Annotated in this window: 19 protein-coding genes; 7 read left to right on the top strand and 12 right to left on the bottom strand. The window is 68.1% G+C overall.

What is annotated here, in order from left to right:
- The first annotated feature begins 124 nt into the window (after positions 1 to 124).
- Both radA and disA read left to right on the top strand, forming a co-directional pair.
- On the top strand, positions 125 to 1,510 hold the full coding sequence (radA, locus tag RDV55_RS03380) for a DNA repair protein RadA (RefSeq protein WP_111824316.1): 1,386 nt from the start codon (positions 125 to 127) through the stop codon (positions 1,508 to 1,510).
- A gap of 36 nt (positions 1,511 to 1,546) precedes the next feature.
- On the top strand, positions 1,547 to 2,617 hold the full coding sequence (gene disA / locus RDV55_RS03385) for a DNA integrity scanning diadenylate cyclase DisA (protein ID WP_111824315.1): 1,071 nt from the start codon (positions 1,547 to 1,549) through the stop codon (positions 2,615 to 2,617).
- Positions 2,618 to 2,620: 3 nt separating this feature from the next.
- On the opposite strand, the gene RDV55_RS03390 is transcribed toward disA, so the two are convergent.
- The 10 genes from RDV55_RS03390 to dacB all read right to left on the bottom strand — a co-directional run bounded on the left by RDV55_RS03390 (position 2,621) and on the right by dacB (position 13,709).
- Positions 2,621 to 3,532: a hypothetical protein gene (locus RDV55_RS03390; RefSeq protein WP_309187990.1), complete on the bottom strand. Its 912-nt coding sequence runs from the start codon at positions 3,530 to 3,532 to the stop codon at positions 2,621 to 2,623.
- Between the two features lie 101 nt (positions 3,533 to 3,633).
- Positions 3,634 to 4,110: a DUF3180 domain-containing protein gene (locus tag RDV55_RS03395; protein WP_111824035.1), complete on the bottom strand. Its 477-nt coding sequence runs from the start codon at positions 4,108 to 4,110 to the stop codon at positions 3,634 to 3,636.
- Positions 4,111 to 6,189, bottom strand: coding sequence for a 2-amino-4-hydroxy-6-hydroxymethyldihydropteridine diphosphokinase (folK, locus tag RDV55_RS03400; protein ID WP_111824036.1), 2,079 nt, complete (start codon positions 6,187 to 6,189; stop codon positions 4,111 to 4,113).
- The gene (gene folP, locus RDV55_RS03405; protein ID WP_111824037.1) at positions 6,182 to 7,045 is read right to left on the bottom strand and encodes a dihydropteroate synthase; all 864 of its coding nucleotides are present in this window, start codon (positions 7,043 to 7,045) and stop codon (positions 6,182 to 6,184) included. The genes folK and folP overlap by 8 nt, the downstream gene beginning before the upstream one ends.
- 1 nt (position 7,046) lies before the next feature.
- On the bottom strand, positions 7,047 to 7,616 hold the full coding sequence (gene folE, locus RDV55_RS03410; RefSeq protein ID WP_111824038.1) for a GTP cyclohydrolase I FolE: 570 nt from the start codon (positions 7,614 to 7,616) through the stop codon (positions 7,047 to 7,049).
- A complete protein-coding gene (ftsH, locus tag RDV55_RS03415; RefSeq protein WP_111824039.1) occupies positions 7,613 to 9,658 on the bottom strand; it encodes an ATP-dependent zinc metalloprotease FtsH in 2,046 nt (681 codons plus the stop codon). Before ftsH ends, folE begins: the two co-directional genes overlap by 4 nt.
- Positions 9,659 to 9,683: 25 nt before the next feature.
- Positions 9,684 to 10,238: a hypoxanthine phosphoribosyltransferase gene (gene hpt / locus RDV55_RS03420; RefSeq protein ID WP_111824040.1), complete on the bottom strand. Its 555-nt coding sequence runs from the start codon at positions 10,236 to 10,238 to the stop codon at positions 9,684 to 9,686.
- A 172-nt stretch (positions 10,239 to 10,410) separates the two neighbouring features.
- Positions 10,411 to 11,517: a tRNA lysidine(34) synthetase TilS gene (gene tilS, locus RDV55_RS03425; RefSeq protein ID WP_111824041.1), complete on the bottom strand. Its 1,107-nt coding sequence runs from the start codon at positions 11,515 to 11,517 to the stop codon at positions 10,411 to 10,413.
- Positions 11,507 to 12,349, bottom strand: a complete 843-nt coding sequence (locus RDV55_RS03430) for a zinc-dependent metalloprotease (RefSeq protein WP_111824042.1) — start codon at positions 12,347 to 12,349, stop codon at positions 11,507 to 11,509. Before RDV55_RS03430 ends, tilS begins: the two co-directional genes overlap by 11 nt.
- Before the next feature lie 4 nt (positions 12,350 to 12,353).
- Positions 12,354 to 13,709 carry a D-alanyl-D-alanine carboxypeptidase/D-alanyl-D-alanine endopeptidase gene (gene dacB / locus RDV55_RS03435; protein ID WP_245907736.1) on the bottom strand — a complete coding sequence of 452 codons (1,356 nt, stop codon included), beginning with the start codon at positions 13,707 to 13,709 and terminating at the stop codon, positions 12,354 to 12,356.
- Between the two features lie 102 nt (positions 13,710 to 13,811).
- Between dacB and RDV55_RS03440 the strand changes: the two genes are divergently transcribed.
- Together RDV55_RS03440 and RDV55_RS03445 are read left to right on the top strand one after the other, a co-directional pair.
- Positions 13,812 to 14,306 carry an inorganic diphosphatase gene (locus RDV55_RS03440; RefSeq protein WP_003792014.1) on the top strand — a complete coding sequence of 165 codons (495 nt, stop codon included), beginning with the start codon at positions 13,812 to 13,814 and terminating at the stop codon, positions 14,304 to 14,306.
- Positions 14,307 to 14,374: 68 nt separating this feature from the next.
- The gene (locus RDV55_RS03445) at positions 14,375 to 15,076 is read left to right on the top strand and encodes a 2'-5' RNA ligase family protein (RefSeq protein ID WP_048727639.1); all 702 of its coding nucleotides are present in this window, start codon (positions 14,375 to 14,377) and stop codon (positions 15,074 to 15,076) included.
- A gap of 72 nt (positions 15,077 to 15,148) precedes the next feature.
- Here the strand turns inward: RDV55_RS03445 and RDV55_RS03450 are convergent, their stop codons facing one another.
- Positions 15,149 to 16,465, bottom strand: coding sequence for a C40 family peptidase (locus RDV55_RS03450; protein ID WP_111824043.1), 1,317 nt, complete (start codon positions 16,463 to 16,465; stop codon positions 15,149 to 15,151).
- A 456-nt stretch (positions 16,466 to 16,921) separates the two neighbouring features.
- On the opposite strand from RDV55_RS03450, the gene RDV55_RS03455 reads away from it, so the two are divergent.
- The 3 genes from RDV55_RS03455 to RDV55_RS03465 all read left to right on the top strand — a co-directional run bounded on the left by RDV55_RS03455 (position 16,922) and on the right by RDV55_RS03465 (position 20,728).
- Complete coding sequence (locus tag RDV55_RS03455) at positions 16,922 to 18,247, top strand: O-acetylhomoserine aminocarboxypropyltransferase/cysteine synthase family protein (RefSeq protein ID WP_111824044.1); 1,326 nt, start codon at positions 16,922 to 16,924, stop codon at positions 18,245 to 18,247.
- A 93-nt stretch (positions 18,248 to 18,340) separates the two neighbouring features.
- A complete protein-coding gene (gene metX / locus RDV55_RS03460) occupies positions 18,341 to 19,498 on the top strand; it encodes a homoserine O-acetyltransferase MetX (protein WP_111824045.1) in 1,158 nt (385 codons plus the stop codon).
- An 84-nt stretch (positions 19,499 to 19,582) separates the two neighbouring features.
- Positions 19,583 to 20,728 (top strand): alpha/beta hydrolase, encoded by a 1,146-nt coding sequence (locus RDV55_RS03465; protein ID WP_111824046.1) that lies wholly within the window; start codon positions 19,583 to 19,585, stop codon positions 20,726 to 20,728.
- 109 nt (positions 20,729 to 20,837) lie between these two features.
- On the opposite strand, the gene RDV55_RS03470 is transcribed toward RDV55_RS03465, so the two are convergent.
- The gene (locus RDV55_RS03470; RefSeq protein ID WP_111824047.1) at positions 20,838 to 22,655 is read right to left on the bottom strand and encodes a hypothetical protein; all 1,818 of its coding nucleotides are present in this window, start codon (positions 22,653 to 22,655) and stop codon (positions 20,838 to 20,840) included.
- Positions 22,656 to 22,809 lie beyond the last annotated feature (154 nt).

The raw sequence follows: 22,809 nt of genomic DNA on the forward strand, positions 1-22,809 counted from the left end.
CCCGGGCCGACACTGCACAGATCCACCTCGCTCGGCGGGCGTTGCGAAGCCCCTGCACGCGAACCTGAGTCACTCGTCGCGCGCGCGAACCACAGATGAGGCAGGGCGGGGTTACGGTGGGTGCATGGCGAAAGAAAAGATCACGTACCGCTGCTCCGACTGCGGCTGGACATCGCCCAAGTGGGTGGGTCAGTGCCGCGAGTGCGGGGCGTGGGGAACGGTCGACCAGGCGGGCGAGGTGACGGGAGGAGCGCGCACGGGCGCCACTGCCCCGAGGCGCCCCGCCGTGCCCATCGGAGAGGTCGACGGGGAGCGCGCCTCGTCGCGCTCGACGGGCGTGGGAGAGCTCGACCGCGTCCTCGGCGGCGGCATCGTCCCCGGTGCGGTGATTCTGCTGGCGGGCGAGCCCGGCGTCGGCAAGTCGACGCTACTGCTGGACGTGGCCGCGAAGGCCGCGCGCACGGCGGCCGCGGGCGGGCGCGGTCCCGTCCTGTACATCACAGGCGAGGAGTCGGCCGCGCAGGTGCGCGGGCGCGCCGAGCGCATCGGTGCCCTCGAGCCGAACCTGCTCATCGCCGACGAGACGGAACTCGGGGTCGTCCTCGGACACGTACAAGAGGCATCCCCCTCTCTCCTCATCGTGGACTCCGTGCAGACCATCTCCTCTGCCCAGGTCGAGGGCGGCGCGGGCGGCGTCGCACAGGTGCGCGCGGTCGCCGCCTCCCTCATCCGAGTTGCAAAGGAATCCGACCTGCCCACCCTCCTCGTCGGTCACGTGACGAAGGACGGCGGCATCGCGGGTCCACGCGTCCTCGAACATCTCGTGGACGTCGTCTGTCAGTTCGAGGGCGATCGCCATTCGCGCCTGCGCCTACTGCGCGCGGTGAAGAATCGTTACGGCCCCACCGACGAGGTCGGCTGCTTTGAGCTGACGGACTCGGGGATCTACGGCCTCGCCGATCCGTCCGGCCTGTTCCTGTCGCGCACGACGCGCGGTGTGCCCGGCACGTGCGCGGCCGTCTCACTCGAGGGGCGTCGCCCGCTACCCACGGAGATCCAGTCGCTTGTCGCCCCCTCCGCGGGCGGGTCGCCGAGGCGCACCACGTCGGGCGTGGACCACGCGCGCGTGGCGATGATCCTCGCTGTCCTGCAGGCCCGCATCGGCGCGGATACTTCGGGTGCGGATGTCTACGTCTCCACGGTTGGCGGGGCACGCACGGTCGAGCCCGCGATTGACCTGGCGATGGCGATCTCGATCGTGTCCTCGCTCAAGGGCGTTCCCCCTCGCACCGACCTCGTAGCGGTCGGAGAGATCTCGCTGACGGGCGAAGTCCGGGCCTGCACGGGCACCCAACGCCGCCTCGCCGAGGCCGCCCGTCTCGGCTTCTCCGAGGCCATCGTGCCCTCCCAGGGTAGCGAGGACCTCGCTGGCGTCGACGGCATCACCGTCTTCACTGTGTCGGATCTGGCGACGGCTATTCGTGTCGCTTTCCCGGCCGACTCGCAATAATAGGAATCGAACCTACTGTCCTGGGAGGGAATCACATTGACGTCCGATGCAGCGATCCTTCGTGAGGCACTGCGCGCAGTCGCGCCGGGCACGCCACTACGTGAAGGCCTGGAACGAATCCAGCGCTCCCACACCGGTGCCCTCATCGTCCTGGGATACACCCCCGACGTGCAGGCGATCTGCTCGGGCGGCTTCGACCTCGACATCGCCTTCACGGCCGCGCGCCTGCGCGAGCTGTGCAAGATGGACGGTGCGGTCATCATCGACCCCGACCTGTGGCGCATCCGCAAGGCGAACGTGCAGCTCTTTCCGGACCCCACGATTCCCACCGACGAGTCCGGCATGCGCCACCGCACCGCCCAGCGCACCGCCCGACAGACGCACCTGCCCGTCCTCTCCCTGTCCGCGTCGATGCGCATGATCTCCATCTACGTGGGCACCGAGCACCGCCTCGTTGAAGAACCCGAGGCCCTCCTCTCACGCGCCAACCTGGCCGTGGACACGCTCGACCGCTACAGTCAGCGACTCGACGAGGTCCTGCAAACCCTCACCATCCTGGAGATGCGCGACAGCGCGACCGTGCGCGACGTCGCCACCGTCATGCAGCGCATGGAGATGATCCGCCGCATCACCTCGGAAATCACCGAGTACCTTGAGGAACTCGGCTCCGAGGGCCGCCTGCTCGCCCTGCAGGTCGAGGACCTCGTGCGCGGCTCGGCGTCCGAGCGCGCCCTCGTCATGCGCGACTACATCCACAACCCCAACGAGGTCGCCCGCGTCGAGGCCGAGCTGTCTTCCCTCGGGTCGGAGCGCATCGTGGATCTCACCGCGATCGCTAACATCCTGGGGCTGGACGTGTACGAGGTTGCGGACCTGGACCGGGAGATCACGCCGCGCGGGGTACGCGCCCTGTCCCTGGTGCCCCACCTGTCGTGGAGTGCCATCAAGGAGGTTTCCGCGCACATCTCGACACTGCCCGAGCTGCGCGCCGCCACCACCGCGGACCTGGAGAACATCGAGGGCATCGGCCCCTATCGCGCCAAGCTCATCACCGAGAACCTGGCCCACCAGGCGCAGGCGGTCAGCTCCGGCCTCGTCGGCTGGTAAACCCTAACGGCCCGACTGCGCGCCGGACTGCGGACCCGACTGCGGGGCGGGCGTCGGTGCCGGAGTCACGTCGACGATCGTCGAGCCAACCTCGCGGGCACCCATCGTGACCGACACCTTGTAGGTTCCGGCTGACGCGGCGGTCGCGCCGCCCGCCGGTACCGTGCAGCCGTCCGTGTACACGTATCCGTCCCAGCGCAGCGCGCCATCCCATGTGGTGCCTGGGCGCAGCAGCAGGGGCGTCGAAGACTGCTGATCATCGCCGCACCTCGCCGAGTTGTAGACCTGCAGGTCACCCGTCGAAATCTGCAGCGCGAAGCGCGACAGGGAGGTCGAGCACGCAACGCTGCCGCGGTTTTCCAGCGTGAGGGTCACGGGCATCGCCGACCCTGACGAGGTCGTGGAGGCCTTCGCGCCGACCGCGATGTCTCGGTCCAGGCAGGCGGGAACATCGATCGTCGTGCCGTCCGTGAGCAGGCCGTCAGCCGTGGCTTCCTGGCCGCCCTTGAGCGTGTAACCGGATGCATCGACGGCCCCGGACTGGACGGGCTGCGAAGTCGACTGCGGCTCGGGATCGGCAGTGAAAGCGCCCGCGATCGCTCGGAGCACGGCGACGATTCCCCACACTATGAGAGCCAGGATGAGGATCAGCCCAAGGCCCGTGATGATACGCCTCGGCCATAGGTTGACCGGCGGACGGCCGCCGCCCGACGGCTTCCTTGTCGCCGGATTCTTCGCGCCGCCCCCGCGCTGTGCCGTGGACGCAGAGGACCTCGATGAGGCCGGACGGGCCGATGAGGCGCGGCTGCCGGCGGCGGCACGCGACGCACGATCTCCAGCGCGACCGTTCGCCCCTCCCGACGCACTAGGCCTGGAGGTGGGTCGCCTGGGGGAATTCTTACGCTGGTCAGCCACGCATCCACGATACCGGCCGCGGGGCACGGGAAGCGGCTAACGCTCGGGACGGGGGCAACTTTCACACGCTGAGCGCCCCCGCACAACGACGAGGCCGCCGATCAGGCGGCGGCGCTGGGCGTGGAGGATGTCTGCCCCTCGTCGTCGGGGTTGATGACGCACCACCGTTCGACGACGATCGCGATGACACACCACACGACGCCGACGAGGCCACTGAGGCCCGCTCCGATCGCGTTAGAGAGCATCGCGGGTGCCTCCAGCTGCACGAGAGACACGGCCATGACGCCAAGAAGAAAACCCGTCAGGCCCGAGCCGACGAGGGCGCTCGCCCGCGCAAAGACGGCGACACGCATCGCGCCGATCGCATCGATCCACGTGTCCTTGCCCGCTCGCAGGCGACGCACTGCCAGGCCGGAGCAGATGAGGCACGCCGTGGCGATCGCAAAGACGACTGCGGGGCCCGGGGTGACTATCATCGGGGTGCCACCCGCACGCATGTGCGCGAAGAAGCCCAGGAAACTCAGGCCGGCGGCCGCGAGGGCGACCACCAGCACCCATACGATCGACACGGGCTTCATTCAGCGCCTCTTGACGATAGGGATCGCTCCAGTCATCGTGGGCCGCACGACGACGCGACGCAGGATCCCAGTCTGGGTGGCCTCGTCCTCGGGAATGGGGCCGACGGGGGTACTGTCGGGCAGCCCGGGGGCCAGGATCGTCGAGCGCCCGTCCGCGTGAACGGTGGGTGCGGGCGGTTCCTCCTCGTGGACCAGGCCGGAGTGGTCGTCGACGACGCGCACGTCGTGCGCGGAGCTGACGGAGAAGTTCCAGTCCGGCAGGGCGATCGAGGAAGGAGATTCCTCCCGCTTGGATTCAAAGACCGGGACCCAGCGCGGCTTCTCACTGCCGCTGGGCTTGTAGGTTGCCGCGCCGATCTTGCGGGTCATGCGACCGGCCGGGGAATCCGCGGGCACGGAGGAAACCGGGTGCCAGGAGGGGCGAGACGGGGCCCGCTCTCCGCGGTGACGGCGCTCGCGCTGGGGCGGCACCGAGTACGCGGACGCTTCCTGAACGGGCGCTTCCTGAACGGGCGCGGGAGGCTGCGCGGCAGGCTCCGCCTCCTCGTCGGGAGCCACGCGCGACGCGTCGGCAAGGGGCACGGGGGCCTGCGATGGGGACGCGGGGAGTCTTCCGTCCACCTGAGCCGGGGGCTGCGGCTGCTTGGCGGGCGCGGCCCCGCGAACCTTGGGTGCCTCGTCACGCGCGACCGTGGGGGCCGGAATGACGGCGGGAGTCGGTGCCACCTCGGGGGCGGGAACGACCTCGGGGGCCGGTGCCACCTCGGGCGTGGGCGCGACGACGGGGGCGGGCGCGACGACGGGGGCGGGAGCCGTCTCGGCGGCGTCAATGTTCGGTGCCGGAACCACGCCCCCCGGGACGGGGGTGCCCGGGCCGGTCACGAGGTTGTCGACCTGGCTGATTTCGCCGGTGAGGGTCTCAATGAGTTCGCGCATGTCGGCGCTGGCCTGCTCGGCGCGCTGTGCGAGAAGCTCGTCGGAGTCGGCCATGACTGCCGCGGGGTCTTCGAGCCAGTCGTCGACCGCGTCGATGATTCCTTCACGGTCGGGAGTGTCGGCCAGCAGCTCGGACACTCGGCCAACGCCTTCGAGGATCGCGTCGGGATCGCACAGGAGCCAGGGTGCCAGCACGAAGGCGCGCTCCCTGGCACGCGGGTGCGGCAGGGTCAGGACCGGATCGGCGGAGGCCAGGCCCTCGATCTGGATGATGTCGATGTCGACGGTGCGCGCACCCCAACGCTCGTGGCGCTCACGTCCGAGCTCACGCTCGATGCGGCTCGTCTGAACGAAGAGCTCATCGGGGGTCGCAATGGCGGAGCCAACGACGACCGCGTTCCAGTAGTCTGGCTGGGGTGCCTGGCCGGGTGCGAGCACCGGCTTCGTGCGCATGATCGGCGACACGTCCTCGATCTGGAAGCCCTCCATGTAAGACAGGGCCTCGACCGTATGCATGAGGGTAACGGGAACATCCCCGAGGTTGCCGCCGATGGCCAGGACGACGCGGCGCGAGCGCAGGTGCGCGGGTCTGGAGGCATCCTCCTCACGCTTGGCCTCGGCGGCGTGCACGGCTCGGCGCGACGGAAGGGCCTCACGCTGCTCCTGCTCGGCGGGGCTGGGTGCCTGGGCGCGGCCATAGGTCTCGATCTCGCCGGTGAGGACGGAGCCGTCCTCGGCCTCGTAAATACCCTTGAGGGACAGCGACAGGGGAATCGCATCGGTCTGGCCAGCCCGCACGGTGACGGACACGTCCACGAAAGGATGATCGATGGGCGCGTCGGGCTTGTGGACGGTGACCTCGGTGCCGACGACGGCCTCGTGGCTCATGACGCGAGCGGCAATCGTTTCGGCAAGGGTCTCGATGAGGTCGACGGCGCTACCGGTGAGGACCGCCATGGCCTCGTCGGCGATGTCCGCGTAGGAGACGGTGGCGGCTATGTCATCGGTAGTCCCCGCGGTCTCCACCCACATGACGATGTCGGCGCTAAAACGCTGGTTGCGATCGCGCTCGAAGTCGTAGACGCCGTGGTTGGCGAGCGCCCCCAGTCCTTTCAGGGCGATGATGACGCGTCTGTTAGTCAACGTCGTTCTCCTTTCGGGCGATGGCCGCCGCGGTGGCTGCTACGTCATGGACCCGAACTGCCCACGCGCCAGCTGCCGCGCAGTAGGCGGCGATGTCCGCGCTGTTCGCGTCAACGTCGCCTTCGAGGGCCTTGACGAAACGCTTGCGAGACGCCCCCACGAGGACGGGGTATCCGCCCTGAAGAAAGCGCGGAAGTTCGCGCAGAATCTGCCAGCACTGGTCGCCCGTCAGCGAGAAGCCGAGGCCCGGGTCGATCACAATTTTATCAGGTGTCACACCAGCATCAATAGCGTCTTGAACCTGGGACCCCACGCGCTCCATCAGCGTGCCCACGAGGTCATCCCCATAATCAAAGTGCTCCCCCGGCATGCCCGGCAGCGCCCGGTAGTGCTGAACGACATACGCGCAGCCCGATTCAGCGACCGCCGCATTCATCTCGGGATCCCAGCGCCCGCCACTGACGTCATTGATGATCGCGGCACCCGCGCGGGCAGCCTCGCGGGCCGTGGACGCGTGCAGCGTATCCACGGACACGATGACGCCGTCGGTGACCAAGGCCTCGACGATCACGCAGATTCGGCCCCATTCCTCGTCCGCGCTGATGCGCGTCGAGTTCGGCCGAGTCGACTCCCCACCCACATCGATCAGGTCCGCTCCGGCGGCCACCATCTGACGCGCGTGGCCCAGCGCGGCGGCAACGTCCGTGTAGCGTCCCCCATCCGAGAAGGAATCGGGGGTGACATTCAGGATGCCCATGATCGCCGTCCGCCCGGTGGGCAGGGTCAGACCCCCCGGCAGCGCCAGAGGCGGGACCGGGAACGAGGCCGGGGCGGCGGTCAGGGGCAGCGCACTCACGTCATCGACTCCCGGATAGGACGAGGGCCATCATCTCGGCGCGTGTCGCACCGTCGTTCATGATGCCGCGCAGGGCGCTGGTCACGGTCGACGAACCGGGCTTGGAGATACCGCGCATCGACATGCACATGTGCTCCGCCTCGATGACCACGATCACGCCCTGGGGATTGAGGATCTCATCGATCGCGTCGGCGACCTGGGCGGTCAGGCGCTCCTGCACCTGGGGGCGGCGCGCGTAACCCTCGACCACCCGGGCCAGCTTCGACAGGCCCGTCACGACGCCTCCGCGCGGGATGTAGCCCACGTGGGCGCGGCCGTAGAAGGGCAGCAGGTGGTGCTCACACACCGAGAAGAATGTGATGTCACGGACGAGGACGAGCTCGTCAGTGCCCGCGTGAAACTGGGTGCGCAGGTGCTCGCGCGGGTCCTCGGAAAGGCCCTTGCACATCTCACGCCAGGCGCGCGCCATGCGGTCGGGGGTACCGACCAGACCCTCGCGCTCGGTGTCCTCACCGATAGCGACGAGTAGGTCGCGCGACGCCTTCTCGACACCAGCGGGATCGTAGGTCATGCCTGCTCCTCATCCTCGTTCTCAGGGGTGCCCATCACGTCGGACACGTCGATCGGGGAAACCTCGACCGAAGCCTCGGGGACGGCCGAGGCCCCAACCGAGCCCACGCCGACCGGGTTGCCCATGAGGGCACCGGGAACGGCCGCGTCGGACTGGTAGTTCCACACCTCTCGCTCGGGTGCCTTCACGACGTCCTTGAAGATCTGCGCGAGCTGAGCCTCGTCGAGGGTCTCCTCCTCGAGCAGGCGCGAGGCCAGCGTGTCCAAAACAGCGCGGTTGGTCGTCAGGATCTGCCACGCCTCACGCATCGCGTTGTCGAGAAGGCGCCGCACCTCCTCGTCAATGATCGCTGCGGTGTCGTCGGAGAAGGGGCGCGTTCCCTCGCCGCTGCCGTGCCCGAATGCCTCGGTGTCGGCGTCGCCGAGCTTAACCATGCCGATGCGGTCGCTCATGCCGTAGTCGGTGACCATCGCGCGAGCCGTCTTCGTGGCCTGCTGAATGTCGTTGGCGGGGCCGGTCGACGGATCGCGGAAGACGATCTCTTCGGCGACGCGCCCACCCATGCCGTAGACGAGATCGTCGAGGAGCTGGTTGCGCGTCTTGTTGAAGCGGTCCTCGGTGGGCATGACCATCGTGTAGCCCAGGGCTCGACCGCGCGGAAGGATCGTGACCTTCGTGACCGGATCGGTGTAGTTCAGAGCGGCGGCGGCCAGGGCGTGGCCGGCCTCGTGGTAGGCGGTCACGGCCTTGTCGTGGTCGTTCATGACGCGGGTGCGCTTCTGCGGGCCTGCGATCACGCGGTCGATGGCCTCGTCGATGGCGCGCTCGTCGATGAACTGCATGTTCGAGCGCGCGGTCAGCAGCGCCGCCTCGTTGAGGACATTCGCTAGGTCCGCACCCGTGAAGCCGGGCGTGCGCTTGGCGATCTGACGCAGGTCGACCTGCTCGGTGAGCGGCTTGCCCTGCGCATGGACCTTGAGGATCGCCTCGCGGCCCTTCAGGTCCGGTGCCTCGACGGCGATCTGGCGGTCGAAACGCCCCGGACGCAGCAGCGCCGGGTCGAGGATGTCGGGGCGGTTGGTCGCCGCGATCAAGATGATGTTCGCCCGCTCGTCGAAGCCGTCCATCTCGACGAGGAGCTGGTTCAGGGTCTGCTCGCGCTCGTCGTTGCCGCCGCCGATGCCGCTGCCGCGGTGGCGACCCACGGCGTCGATCTCGTCGACGAAGATGATGGCCGGAGCGTTCTTCTTCGCACGCTCAAAGAGCTCGCGCACGCGGGAGGCACCCACGCCGACATAGAGCTCCATGAACTCCGAGCCAGAAATCGAGAAGAAGGGGGCATTCGCCTCGCCCGCAACGGCCTTGGCGAGCAGTGTCTTACCGGTTCCGGGGGGCCCGTAGAGGAGGACGCCACGAGGAATACGCGCACCCACCTTGTGGAACTTGTCCGGGGAGGCCAAGAACTCGCGGATCTCCTCGAGCTCTTCCACGGCCTCGTCCTCACCCGCGACGTCCGAGAAGGTCACGTCGGGGCGCTCCTGGTTGAACTCCTTCGCACGCGAGGCAGTGAAGCCGCCCATCATGCGCGAGCCCGACATGGAGCGCATGACGAAGTAGAAGGCAGCCATGAGGATCAGCAGCGGCACCAGGAGCTGGAAAATCCCGCCCAGGACACCGGACTGGGGACGGATCGCGTTCCAGCCCTTTGCCGGGGCCCTATCGGCCACCGTGTCCAGGATGTCCTTCGTCTGCACGTAGGAGTACGTGAAGTACACGTGCTTGCCCAGATCCTCGGTCTTGTCGTCGCCGCCGGTGCTCTGGTGGACGTAGTTTTCCGTCAGCGTCAGGTTCACCTGCTGGGTGCCCTCGTTGAGGACCACCTTTTCCACCGTGTTACCCGAGATGAGCGCCATGCCCTCCGAGGTCGAGACCGCGCTCGGCTGGGTGGTCTGCCACAGGAACCAGCCGCCCATCAGCAAGATGCTGAGCGGAACCAGCACCCACGCCAAGCTGGGGCGTTTATTCTTGATCTTCTCGTTCACGTGCGTCCCTTACAGGTCGGTGTTCTCAGTTGGTGTAGACGTGCGGCTGCAGCGTTCCAACGAAGGGCAGGTTGCGGTACTTCTCGGCGTAATCCAGGCCGTAACCGACGACGAATTCGTCAGGGATATCGAAGCCCACGTAGGTCACATCCACGTCAACCTTGGCTGCCTCCGGCTTGCGCAGAGCGGTGGCAATCTTCACGGAGGCGGCACCGCGCCCGAGCAGGTTGGCCTGCAGCCAGGACAGGGTTAGGCCCGAGTCGATGATGTCCTCGACGATCAGCACATGGCGTCCGGCCACATCCTGGTCGAGGTCCTTCAGGATGCGCACGACCCCCGAGGTCTTGGTGCCCGACCCGTAGGAGGAAACGGCCATCCAGTCCATCTCGAGGGGGATGTGCAACTTGCGCGACAGATCCGCCATCACCATGACGGCTCCGCGCAGGACGCCGACGATCAGCAGCTCTTCGCCCGCGTAGTCGCGGTCGATCTGCTCGGCCATTTCACCGAGCCGACGATCCATGTCCTCTGCGGTAACGAGGATTTCCTTCAGGTCATTTCCCATGTCGGTGGCGTCCACCGTGGCCTCATTTCGTTGGTTTGTAACGCGATCGGTTCCACTCTAAGCGTGCCACATAACCGTGCAACCGCACCAGGAAAACAAAGATTCTCACTGTGAGCGCAACATCTTGTGAGCGCGCTCGTGGCGCATTGAGAGCCCCGCGGCCCGGCGAGTGGCACTCCGTCATCCGTCACGGTTCGTTCCCGCTCTCACCCTCCCGGCACGCAGAGACAACGATCTGAGCGTCGTCTCCACGCCCGACACGTGAGGCGATGCCCCCGGGCAGGTGGATCGGCCCCTGTCCTCGCCATGCGACGACGAGGTCGTCGAGATCGTCGACGTGCGAGCTCGACAGAGCCCGCAGCCCGGCGGCTCCTGCGGCCCGGAGAAGGGCGCGCGTGCGCACCGCCCGAGGAGCGCCCCGCAGGTGCGACACCCGCACGACCACGGGGGCGTTGCCCGCACCACCTCCTTCGACGGCCACCCGGGCAGCGTCGGTGAGCTTCCGAGCCCACCCGTTCAGGGCGTCATCGTCTGCCGCACACAGGGCGGCCGTGCGGGCCAACGCGGGAATGGGATCCACCCCTAGGGCCGAGGCCAGGGCCGGGATCGCGCGGTGACGCACAGCCGAGCGGCGCAGCGGGCTCCCATCGGCGGCCCGCCAGGGGCCGTCAACGGCGTTCGTCGGATCCTCCACCGGTGCCAGGCCCACCTGCCCGCACGCCGCCTCCGTGTCCGTTCGCCGCAGTCCCAGGAGGGGTCGCAGCCACGTGACACCATCGGCGTCGCGCGAGATCGGGGCGATAGCACGCAGGGATGAGGGGCCGGAGCCTCGCGCCAGGCGCAGCAGCACCGTCTCAGCCTGGTCGTCCATCGTGTGTCCGAGGAGGATCGGAGCCCTCTCGCGCAGAGCGACCGCTCGCAGGGCGGATCGCCGCGCGTCCCTGGCCGAGGCCTCCGGGCCTCCCCGGCCCGCGACAGCCACGGTCTCGACGAGGGCTCGCGCGCCCAGGGACTCGGACAGGTCAGCAACGTCGCGAGCCTCTCGCGCACTCTCCTCGCGCAGGCCGTGGTCCACCGTCACCGTGACAACGGGGATTCCCGCTCGCGCGGCCACATCTATCGTCGTCAGCGCCAACGCCAACGAATCCGCGCCACCCGACAGGCCGACGACGAGAGCGGGCGGGGCCCCGGCCTCGTCCATGAAGGAGGTCAGGTGCGCGCGCACCGCCAGCGAGCAGGCGCGCAGGGTGCCGCTCGGATTCGCCCCCACGAGGCGTGAAGCGTCAGCGCACACGCGCCAGCCACGCGGAAGGATCCGCGTACTCCCGGGCGCTCGGCAGCGCCTCGACGCCCGACAGGAGGCGGGCGATCGCGCCCTCGCGCACGACGGTGCGCGCGAAACCCTCGGTCTGGGCCTGCATGGCCTCGACTCCAGCGAGGGGCATACCCGCCGCCGCGCACGCGCGCACCAGGGCCACCCCTCCGGCGTGGGCGCGGTGGGTGCGCAGCCACTGGATCGACGGCAGGTCGCGGGGCGTGAGGACCTCCATCTGCGCCGTGGGCAGCGCGTCGAGGAGCAGGACAATGCGAACCAGCTCATCGCTGCGCTCAGGCAGCGCGTGAATGAGGTCCGCGATGTAGGGAACAAGGTGGGGCGCGTGCGTCAGGTGGACACCACGAAGACCCGTGCACAGGGACACCCAGCGGCACCAGTCCGTCTGGTCCAGGGCGTAGCGCTGGGCATCGGCGAGCACGTTGGGGGCCACGAGGATGCGCCGCCCGGCGTTAATGTCCCAGATGCCCGTCGCGTCCTTCGACAGGGCGCGCAAGATGATGGCCTCGGCGGCCAGCACGAGGGGCGTGCGCTTATCCTCAAAACGCTCGAGCAGCGACCCCACCGAACGAATCAGTGCGCGCCGGTCCACGACGAGAGTCGAGGAGGCAGCGACCTTCTCCGATGGTTCGGGCAAGGTGGAGAGCTCGGCGAGCCTGCGGTTCGACCACTCCACCGATCGACGCAGGCGCGCCACCACGGCGGAGGCACCCACGCGAGAGGCCGACGGTCCCGCATACGACAGCGAGGCGAGAACTCCCGCGACGTCGCGCGGGCCAAACGGCATATCCATGACCCTAGTTTAGCCCGGCCAGGCTTTCCTCGAAGGCGTCCAGGCGGCCGCGCGTGGCGTAGGCGCCATCGGTCACCCGGTCATGCCCGATCGACACGAGAAGGACCCGCCCGCTCTGGGTGAGGACGGAGCCCGACAGGGAGGTGACCTCTTGGAGGGCACCCGTCTTGGCCTGCACGTTTCCGACCGCAGGTTCCTCGGTCATGCGCTGGGAGAGCGTACCCACGAGGCCCGCCCACGGCAGCAGGCGCATCGTGTTTGCGCCCGTCCCCTGCCCCGCGTAGGAGGCCTTCAGGACGCCAACGAGCGTGTCAGCGCTGATCTTGTCGTTGCTCGACAGGCCCGAACAGTCCTCGAGGCTCAGGCCGTCCGTGGGCACGCCAGCGGCGATCAGAGCGCTACGCACCGTATCTGTCGCACCCTCGTACGTCGAGGGAGCACCGGCAGCGCGAGCGGCGAAACGACAATACTGATCCGCGAGCGTGTTGTCGGAGTGGGCGAGCATCCAACGCAGCTGCTCCCCCATCGTCGCGGAAGACACCGACGCGAGAGCTCCGGCACCCGCCGGGGCATCGCCGGCCTCGCCGAGCGCCGCAGTGATCCCCGCGGCACCCAGCGCCTGCGAGAACACCTGCGCGACGCGACCGGGCGCATCCGAGTAGAAAGCGTTTGCACCCTCGTAGGTGCGCCCCGCGTCGATCGCCATCGGCCCGACGTGGCCCTCGTAGGAACCAACCTCCTGCGCATCCCACGACGCCAAGTGCGAGGCCCCATCGAAGAGCGTGCCGCGCCAATTCAGGGTCACCGCGGTGATGCCGCGCTGCGTGAGGGCTGCCGCCGCATCGTTGGCGAGCGTTTGCAGTCCCGCGCGCCCGGAAACCTCAACCTCGTCGGAGGTGCCGATGCCCAGGAGCAGATCGCCTTCGGAGTCAAGGTAGAGAGTCTGATTGTCGGCTCCCAGGAGCGCGCTCGTCGTCAGCGTCGCCGTCGGGTCCAGGTGCGTCAGCGCCGAGAAAGCCGCGAGCGTCTTCGTCGTCGAGGCGGGCGTGTGCGCCGTCGACGCTTGCGCGTCGAGCAGCACCTCGCCGGTCTGGGCATCCACGACCGTGCCCCACGCCGTGTAGCCGCCTTCGGCCGCGGCAGCCGCGACCGGTGCCCACAGCGCTTCCACGTCGGCGGCATTCACCGGATTGCCCGCGCCCTTCGCGTCGCCAGAAATCGTCGCAGCCTCAAGGGTCGAGGCCGTTGGGGCGTCCGCCGGAGTGGCCGTTTGCGGGGCGCAACCGGCACCGATGAGCGCCGCCGTCGCCACGAGTGCGGCGCTAGCGCTTACAATGGCCCCCATAGACGTGCGATGCATGGACTTCCCTTCGTGGTCACTTCGGTATCTACATTACCCGTCCATGCGGCGACACAACCAACCGGACCCCCGAGTTTCGGGGCTAATCAGGAAGGCGCGGCCATGGAATTTGACGTGACCATCGAGATCCCCAAAGGGAACCGAAACAAGTACGAGATCGACCACGTGACGGGACGCATCCGCCTGGATCGCATGCTCTTCACGTCGACCCGCTACCCGGATGACTACGGCTTCATCGACGACACCCTGGGCGAGGACGGCGATCCGCTGGACGCCCTGGTCCTCCTTGAGGAGCCCACTTTCCCCGGCTGCGTGATCCGTTGCCGCGCGCTGGGCATGTTCCGCATGCGCGACGAGAAGGGCGGCGACGACAAGGTCCTGTGCGTTCCCGCTTCGGATCAGCGCGCCTCCTGGCGTACGGAGATCGACGACGTGTCGGAGTTCCACCGCCTGGAAATCCAGCACTTCTTCGAGGTCTACAAGGACCTCGAGCCCGGCAAGAGCGTGGAGGGCGCCCACTGGGTGGGTCGCGAAGAAGCCGAGGCCGAGATTCGCCGCTCCTACGAGCGCCTGAAGGAGCACGAGGGCGAGCACTGAGCCTATCGCTACGACGGGGCACCCCGCCCGCGCACGAGCGCCAACCCCACCCGTAGAAGGGATCCGCATTGGAAACACTCCACGAGTTCGACGAGCGCATCGGATCGTTCCAGACCGACTCGGTCCCCTACGAGCCGGTGTTCGCACTGCCCCCGTCACTGGAGGAGAAGGTGGCCCCGCGCTCCGGCTCGCTGCGGCCCTTCCACGGGGACACGGTCGCTTACTTCCTCGACGACCGGGTCCGGGATCTCGTCGGATCGATCGCGAGCGACCTCCATGCCCGTTTCGGCGAGTCGCTGTCGGAGCCGCTGCCAGTGGAAATGGCGCACGTGACGCTCCACGACCTCCACGCCTCCCCGGACCGGGACCAGGTCCGGCCCCTGGTGGAGGCCAGCTCGGCGCGCGCGAGCGCACTGGTCGCACGGGCGCGCGGGATCGGCCCCATCCGCACGGTGGCCACCGCGGTCTTCAACATGATGAACACGAGCGCCGTCATCGGGGTCAGGGCCGTGGACGAGGAGGAGCACCGCAAGCTGCTGATGGCCCGGGGCTTGTTCGACGAGGTCGTCCCCTCCGGGCCGTTCACGCCCCACATCACCGTGGCATACTACCGGCCGGCGATGCCCGTGCCGCTGCCTCCCGGCGAGTTCCGTGACGCGCTCGCGCGGCTGACAGGACGGGTCACTGGCTTTCCCGTCGCACTCGCGCCCGAACGCCTGCACGCCCTGCGGTTCGATTCGATGGGCGGCTACTGGGCGGTTCAGCACTGAGCCCGGCTCCGCCGCGTCCGGTGGCGTCCCGCGCCCCGCGGACCGATGGACTGGTCCGCGGGGCGCCGGTCCTCACAGCCTCACGGCGTAGGGCATGATCGAGCCCCAGCTGTACACGCCGGTGATGCGCACGGGCACGCCGAAGGTGGGGGCCTCGATCATCTGGCCGTCGCCCAGGTAGATGGCAACGTGGTAGATGCCGGACTGGGTTCCGTTGGAGGACCAGAAGATCAGGTCGCCGGCTTCCATGGATCCGATCGGCACGTGCGTTCCGTAGCTGTATTGGGCGCGGGAGAGGTGCGGCAGGTCGACGCCCGCGCTCTCCCAGGCAAGCATGGTCAGGCCGGAGCAGTCCACGCCGCCGTAGGATTCGCCGCCCCAGACGTAGGGCACTCCGAGGTAGCTCTTCGCGGTCGCGATGGCCGTGGAAGCGCCACCGCCGCCGGAGTAGGAGGGTGCCGAGTACGAGGGCTCCTCGTACGAGTAGGAGGGCGCAGTGTAGGAGTAGTCGTCATCGTCCTCGTCGTCCGATGAGGACGATGCCTGGGCTGGGGCAGCTGCGGCAGCTGCGGCAGCTGCGGCGGCGGCGTCGGCCTGACGCTGGGCGTCGGCGGCAGCGGCTGCCTGCTCGGCGGCGATGCGCGCAGCTTCCTGACGCTCGGCCTCGAGGGCGGCTTCACGCTGGTTGATGAGGTCGACGGTCGTGTTCTGCTTGGTCGCGAGCTCCTGCACGTAGGCGCCACGCTGGGCGGCGACAATCGCGGCCTCGTTCTGCGCGACGGCCGCGGCATCGTTGGCGGCGTCGGTGCGGGCCTTGACCGCGTCGGTGGCAGCCTGCTGGTTTGCGAGCGCGGAATTCGCGGCATCGCGCGTCACCTTTGCGACCTGCTCGAGAGCCGCGACGTTCTGCATCTTCGCCTCGGCCGAGGATGAGAAGGAGTTGATGCCGGCCTGCTTCGCCTCGACGCTACGCAGTCCGTCGGAGTCGAGGTAGGGGGCAAGCGAGTCGAGCGTGCCGCCACCGCCTCGGTAGGCGGCCTGGGCGACGGAGGCGATCTGCTGCTTGCCCTCCTGGAAGGCGGCTTCGGCGGCGTCGGCTTCGGAGGAGGCCCGGGTCGCCGTTGCTGTCGCCTCGGACAAGGCTATGTTCGCCTCGTTGAGATCCTCGCCGGCGATCTGCGCATTCTGGGTCGCGGTTGCGGCTCGGGCACTGACCTCGGCGAGCTTGACCTCAATCTGGGCGACGCTCATCTTCGCGGCCTCTTCGGCGGCCTTCGCGGCTGCGATCTCTTCCTCGGAGGGGGCGGCTTGCGCCATCTGGGGCAGCACGAGGAGGGCGCAGGCGGCGATAGCCGTCAGGCCTGTGCGAATGGTTCTGCGTCGTCTCATCGTTGTCTCATCTCGTCTGATTGGGTGCGCCAGCGGGCGCGTGCCAGGGAAAAGCCTATCCACTTTCGTCACCCTTGGCAACAAACACACCAAGAAACTCAACCTTCACGTACGCAACAATTGCAACATTATTAACACCCGCCCCATACTTACCCCACAATTACGGCATTTTCATCCCACTTTCAACCATAATAGTGAGTCTTGTCACATATCCTGGCAACACATTCCCGCTGTCACAAAAGTCCACCATCCGGGACCGCGCAGACACGACCTCGCCTATGGCAAAGAATTGGAGTCATGAACCGTCGAATGTGCCGCTGACTGCGCGTCAGCACAAGCGACTGCCGCGCAGTCCCCCGACAGCGGGACGCGCCTCGACGCATGTTCATTTCACCGCATCTGCGGCCCGCCGGAGGGGAACCAGAGACGACACCCCCGACCCCGAGGAGCCGCGATATGACCGCTAACGAATGGTCCTTCGAAACCAAGCAGATCCACGCCGGATACGACCTCGACCCCGCGACGGGCGCGACCGCGCTACCCATCTACCAGACCTCGTCCTACGCCTTCGAGGACACCGCGCAGGCAGCGAACCGCTTTGCCCTGCAGGAGCTGGGTCCCATCTACACGCGCCTGACCAACCCGACGACAGACGCGGTCGCCTCGCGCATCGCTGCCCTCGAGGGCGGCGTCGGCGGCCTCCTCGTCTCCTCCGGCCAGTCCGCGACCGCCCTGGCGATCCTGGCCCTTGCCGTCGCCGGCAACAACATCGTCGCCTCCCCCGCCCTGTACGGCGGCACGGTCACCCTCCTGAAGAACACGCTGGGCCGCCTGGGCATCGAGACCCGCTTCGTGTCCGACCCGCTCAACATCGACGCGTGGCGGGCGCTGGCCGACGACAAGACCGTCGCCTTCTTCGGTGAGACCATCCCCAACCCGCAGGGCAACATCCTCGACATCGAGCCCATCGCGGCCCTCGCACACGAGGTCGGCGTGCCCCTCATCGTCGACAACACGGTCGCGACCCCCTACCTGATCCGCCCGATCGAGTGGGGTGCCGACATCGTCGTCCACTCGGCCACCAAGTACCTGGGCGGACACGGCACGTCGATCGCGGGCGTCATCATCGACGCGGGGAACTTTGACTTCGCCGCCCAGCCCGAGCGCTTCCCCCTGTACAACACGCCGGACGAGTCCTACCACGGCCTCGTCTACGCCCGTGACCTGGGGGTGGGCGGCGCGCTGGGCGCGAACCTGGCGTTCCTGCTCCGCATCCAGACGCTCATCAACCGCGACCTGGGCGCCGTCACCTCACCCTTCAACGCGTTCCTCATTTCTCAGGGCATCGAGACCCTGTCCCTGCGCGTCGAGCGGCACGTCTCCAACGCACTGGCGGTCGCGCAATTCCTGGAAGCCCATCCGGACGTCGAGTCCGTCAACTACGCGGGCCTAGAATCCTCCCCCCACTACGAGCTGGGCAAGAAGTACGCGCCCCTGGGCACGGGAGGCCTGCTCTCCTTCGTCATCAAGGGCGGGTACGAGGCAGGTCGAGCCTTCGCGGACGGCGTGCAGCTGCTGCCCGTGGTGGCCAACATCGGCGACGCAAAGTCCCTCGTCATCCACCCGGCATCGACGACGCACTCGCAGCTGACCGACGATGAGCTGGTGAAGGCCGGCGTCGCTCCTGGCACGGTGCGCCTGTCGATCGGCCTGGAGAACATCAAGGATATCCTCGCCGATCTGCAGCTCGGCTTCGACGCCGCCCGCGCGGCCACGGCTTAACACACTCGTCTGCGGCCTCGGAGACAAAAGACGCACTCCTGAGGCTCCGAGGCCGCCCCTCCCCCGTCCCCGCCGCCGCGAAAGAAGGACCGAATGAGCCGACACAACATGCCCCCCGCACCCACCTCCGGCGCGTGGCGCGAGGGCGACCCGGTCGCCTTCCGCAAGTTCGCAAACCTGGGCGCTCAGCGCCTGGAGAACGGCGCGATCCTGCCCTCCGTGACGCTCGCCTACGAGACGTGGGGCGAACTGGACGAGGCCTCGTCGAACGCGGTCCTCATCCTGCACGCGCTGACCGGCGACGCGCACGTGTGCGGTGAGGCAGCGCCCGGGCAGCCAACCCCCGGCTGGTGGGAGCAGATCGTGGGACCGGGGCGCATCATCGACACTGACCGCTACTTCGTCGTGGCCGCGAACGTGCTCGGCGGCTGTCAGGGGTCCACGGGCCCGGCGTCCCTCGCCCCCGACGGCGCTCCCTGGGGTTCGCACTTCCCCGTGATCTCCACGCGTGACCAGGTGTACGCCGAGTCCCGCCTGGCAGACCTGCTGGGCATCGACGAATGGAACATCGTCGTGGGCACTTCGCTGGGCGGACACCGCGCCGTCGAGTGGGCTGTCAGCTACCCGGAGCGTGTGCGCCGCCTCGTGGTCGTGGCCTCGGGCGCGCAGACCACCGCCGACCAGGCGGCATGGACGCATACGCAGATTCGCGCGATCCAACTGGATCCGTCGTGGCGCGGCGGAGACTACTACGCGGGCCCCGGCCCCACCGCAGGCCTCGCGCTCGCCCGCCAGATCGCGCACACGACCTACCGTTCCCCCTCGGAGCTGGACGAGCGCTTCGGCCGCATCCCCCAAAACGACGAGGATCCGCTGCACGGCGGGCGCCTCGCGGTCGAATCCTACCTGGACTACCACGGCGAGAAGATCGTGCGCCGTTTCGACGCGGGTTCCTACGTGACGCTATGCCGCACGATGCTCTCCCACGACGTGGGTCGCGACCGCGGCGGCATCGCCGAGGCGCTCAAGGCCGTGACCGCACGCACGCTCGTCGTCGCGGTCGACTCGGATCGCCTGTTCTTCCCCGAACAGGTCTGGCAGATGGCGGCCGGCATCTCCGGCGCCTTCTATCGTGAGATCCACTCGGACCACGGACACGACGGCTTCCTCATCGAGCACGACCAACTGACGGCTCTCCTCGACGAGTTCCTCAACGAGAGAATCCCATCGCGCGCCTCATCCTTCGCCTGATCCGCGTTCACTGTCGCCGGGGCCGCCCGGGTCTCCTCTTCTCATCAACGAGGCCAGGGCGACCTCGCACGTTATGCTGGTCACATGAGCGTTACCAACGACCCCACACCCGGCGACGAGCTGACGCCCGACACGAGCGGCCCGCACGACCTGCCCGAGGTGGAGACCCCGGCCTCGTCGCACGAGGGGACTGCCGGGTGCGATGTCATGGCACCCTGGGGCGAAGCCGGCCCTCCCGGCTCCGATTGGCGCGCGGACATCCTGGGGGACGGGTACGAGTCGCGCTCGATCGAGCTGATCGACGACGCGGAAGGGCCATGCGTCGCGACCCTCGTGCGAGCCACGCCGCCGAAGAACGCACGCATGACGATCCTGTACCTGCACGGGCGCAACGACTACTTCTTCCAAACCGAGATGGCCGAGCGACTGCGCGAGGCAGGTGCCGCGTTCTACGCGCTGGACATGCGCAAGTACGGGCGTTCCCTGCGCCCCCACCAAACCATCGGATATACGGACGACCTGTCCGTGTACGACGAGGAAATCGGCGAGGCCATCGAGATCATCCGCTCGGAGCGCGACGATGAGCCGTTCGTCCTCATGGGTCACTCGACGGGCGGCCTCATCGCCACCCTGTGGGCACACCGCCACCCGGGCGTCCTCGACGGCCTCATCCTGAACTCGGCGTGGTTGGAAATGCAGTCGATGGCCGCCTGGCGCGGAGCAATGGCCCCCGTCATCGGGCGCATCGCCTCACGCAACCCCATGTGGGAGGTTCCCGCGGGAGGAGCGGGACACTATGGGCGTTCTCTCGCCGGGCGCGCCTCCTCGGACCTGCCCATCCCCGAGGGACTGGAACCCGAGGACCCATCGGTCACCGGCTGGCCGATCGCCCTCGAGTGGAAGCGACCCGAGTCCTACCCGGTGCCTGCCTCGTGGCTGGAGGCGATTATGGCCGGGCACGACACGGTCGAGAAGGACGTGCACCTGGAGTGCCCCGTCCTGTCGATGGTATCCACCTCCTCGTATGTCGACGACGAGTGGTGCGAGCGCGCCTTTACGTCCGACACCGTTTTGGACCCCGAGGTGATCGCACAGCGGAGCCTGGGCCTATCGAATCTGGTGACGATCGCGCGTTTTTCCGGCAAGCATGACCTGGTCCTGTCGGATGCCCCGGTTCGTGAGGCCGTGTACGCGACGATGCGCGGATGGCTGGACGCCTTTGTGCGCTAGGCCCGTCCATACGCCGAAGGCCCGGGATCGCGAGATCCCGGGCCTTTCCTGACGACTACGCGCGTCTCCAGCGTCCGCGGGCCTCGCCGCGGGTGTTACGCTTGCTTCGTCAGTGTTTGGCCAAATGGTGGGTCCGCGGCGCCTGAGCGTACTCGCGCACGATTTCGCGGTTGATCTCGTCGAGCGCTTCAGACAGGGTCGGTCCCAGGCGGTCGCCGATACGGACCTGCCCCCAGACGTCAAGGTGCCCCAGGCCGCGCGCGGTCAGGAGAGTGTCGAGCGACGGGTAGGTCAGGCCTGCGCCAGACACCGCGCCGCTCGCCGCGAGCACGAGGTCCGCAGGCAGCCCAAGCTCGGAGCGGGCCACGAGGGGAGTGTCCTGGCCGAGGATCTGCGCGAGGGTGCGCAGACCGGACTCGTCACGGCCGAGGATCGGCAGGCCCTCCGCGCGCGCCTGGGCGACCTCGGCGGACTCTTCGAAGCGATCCACGGAGGAGGCGGTGGCTGCAGCGGTTGCTCCCCCATCGTTGAGCTCAGAGGATTCTTCGCGAGCGCGACGAGTCGCGCGTCGGCTCATGTGGGCGGGGCGCTCCCAGCGAGGCTTCTCGGCCTCGGAGTTCTCCTGCCCTTCGGTGACGTCAGCCGCCTCGGGGGACCGCTCAGCAGCGACCGACTCAGCCGCAGGCGCGTTCTCGCGATCGATCAGCTCGTCGACCAGTTCGGCATCGTCGACGTCCTCGGCGTTTTCGACGGGGTTGGCCTCGGACTCGACACGCTGACCAGTCTCGGTCTCCCCCTGCTCGCCCACCTGATCATTGTCGTCCGTCGAAGCGTCCACGGCCTCGTCGTGCTCACGGGCATCGTGGTCGTGAGCGTCGTCCGCATCGAGGCTGCCCTCGTCGGAGGTGCGCTCGTCCTCAGAATCTTCGGCGTGCTCGCGGGCGGCTTCGCGCTCGGCATCCATCTCAGCCTCGGTATCCTCGGACGCATGCGTATCCTCGGACTCATCCCTATCCTCAGGATCGTCGATGCGCTCGTCGCGCTCGGGGGCGTAGGACTCGTCGACCCATTCGTCCGGCTCGATCTCTGCGCTCTCATCGGAAGGCTCCTCATCCGCCGCATCCTTATCTGCAGGCTTGTATGGGGGCGGGGGCTCTTCGTCCATCGGGTAGCGCGAGACGCCGCGCAGGTGCGGGGCAACCTTGGGCGTGGGGCGAGTCGTGGGAGTCTCCGCATCCTCCTCGCCCGGAGTCTCCGCGGCGGGCGCGGGGATCACACTTGCCTTGGAGGAGACTTCCTCGACGGTGTCATCTGCGGGTGCCACGATCTCGGGCGCGGGCGCGGAGGCAAGAAGCTGCGGGGCGTGGCCGTACAGGCGCGGACCCACCGCGTTCACGTCCAGGAAGAGACGTCCGTTCGACATCTGGCGCAGGTTCATGAGGTGCACCTCGACGCCGGACGTCGCCAGGATGGACAGAGCCGGGCGCACCGAGGGGGCGATCTCACCCGCGACGATGATCAGTCGCGGGCCAGGCCCCACCGCCGGAGGCATCGAGTCGCGGAATTGCGCCCAACCGGCGAGGAATCCATCGGACCCCGAGGGGTACTCAGCAGCCAGGTCCGACCAGGAGATTGAGGCGACCTCAGCTAGGCGCGACAGAGAGGTAATCAGGGCCTCCGAGTCGAGTTCTTTGAGGATTTCGACAGAGACGATCTGTCCGGTCACGTCGAGGGCCGTCAGGCGAGGTGCCTCCTCGTCCCCCTGACCTGTCATATCACGCCAGGTCACGGGGAACAGCGGCCGCGAGACGATCTGCAGGACCTGCGCGCAGATAGCGTCGACGAGGTCGGGGCCCAGGTCTTGGGCGACCGGGTATCCAAATTGAGCGGGTACGAGGTGACCATCCTCGAACTCAAACAGGGCCATCGCTCTTTCCTTCACGTGTATGGGGCGCTCGTGGCCATTGTTTCATACGTTCCAAAAGAAACTCGGGTGACACGGGGACATTGCGACAGATACCACGTAATCATGCGTGCGAACAAGACGCATTCGCCTGCCATCTCACCGCATGAACCCGCAG

The sequence above is a fragment of the Schaalia odontolytica genome (assembly GCF_031191545.1).
Lineage (GTDB): Bacteria > Actinomycetota > Actinomycetes > Actinomycetales > Actinomycetaceae > Pauljensenia > Pauljensenia odontolytica.